This window comes from Microcoleus sp. B3-A4 (genome assembly GCF_036705385.1).
Classification (GTDB): Bacteria; Cyanobacteriota; Cyanobacteriia; order Cyanobacteriales; family Microcoleaceae; genus Microcoleus.
Map to the genome: position 1 here is coordinate 1 of NZ_JAUBUI010000224.1, position 1,296 is coordinate 1,296.

Sequence of the window (1,296 nt, forward strand, 5' to 3'; positions counted from 1 at the left end):
TCCAAAATGCTGGGATACTGGAGAAATAATCAGTGTGCCATCTGTTCTATGTTTCCAGAATCTCTTATCCAACTCACCGACAGCCTTAAATCCCTTTACATCAACACATCTAAGAAATTAAAAGGAAGTGATAGACGGCAATTTATGGCAGAAGTAGTTAAAGGTTTGGGACGAGGAGGACAAATAATCGCAGAAAGAGAATTAGGTTGGAATAGACGTACTATTCGTAAAGGGATGCAGGAATTAGAGCATGGAATGTCGATTGCTGATTCGTTCAGACTTAGGGGACGCAAGCGTATTGAAGAGAAGTTACCAACTTTACTGTCGGATATAGTATCAATTGTAGACCCGCAGAGTCAAACAGACCCAACCTTTAATAGTATTAAACTATACACTCGTCTTTCGGCAGCCGAGGTTCGTCATCAACTGATTGAACTCAAAGGATACCAGGATGAAGAACTGCCTTCCATTGAGGTTATTCGACAACGATTAAACCAATTGGGTTATGGCTTAAAGCGGGTTACTAAAACCAAGCCAATAAAAGAGATACCAGAAACAGGAGCTATTTTTAAAGAGGTTAATCGTATAAATAAGGAAGCTGATGATGACCCAACAACATTAAGGATTTCTATAGATGCGAAGGTTGGGATAAAAGTTGGGGAATTCGATAGAGGTGGAAAAACTCGTGTCACTACTGTTGCATTGGATCATGACTTTTCAGATTGTTCAACTTTAACTCCCTACGGCATTTTCTTGCCTCAAGAAGGTGAACTATTTTTATTCTTCGTTCAGTCCAAAGTGACTGCTGATTGTATTGTTGACCTAATTGAAAATTGGTGGTTGGCAGTGACAGAGCGCTTCTCTCACATCCATAAAATAGTTATTAACCAAGATAATGGACCCGAAAATAGCTCTCGGCGAACTCAATTTATGTTTCGTATTCTTGAATTTGCCTACAAGTTCCAACTTACAATCCAATTAGCTTACTATCCACCTTACCACAGCAAATACAACCCTATTGAAAGAGCTTTTGGGTGGCTCGAACAACATTGGAGTGGTAGCCTGCTAGAGAGTGTTGATACCGTACTCAAGTTTGCTTCGACTCTAACTTTTAAGGGCAAAAATCCTACGGTTACTTTGATTGATAGGGTTTACCATACAGGAGTCAAGTTGACTGAAGAGGCAATGGCGGAAGTTGAAAAGAAAATTCAGCGTTTACCAAACTTGAAAAAATGGTTTGTTGAAATCTTTTGTAACTCTGGTTGATTTTGGATCATTTATTTCTTGCAACACTCT

General features: G+C 39.3%; 1 protein-coding gene. It reads left to right on the plus strand.

Annotated features, from left to right (window positions below):
• The first annotated feature begins 66 nt into the window (after positions 1-66).
• A complete protein-coding gene (locus tag QUB33_RS29495; protein ID WP_333358247.1) occupies positions 67-1,266 on the plus strand; it encodes an ISAzo13 family transposase in 1,200 nt (399 codons plus the stop codon).
• Positions 1,267-1,296 lie beyond the last annotated feature (30 nt).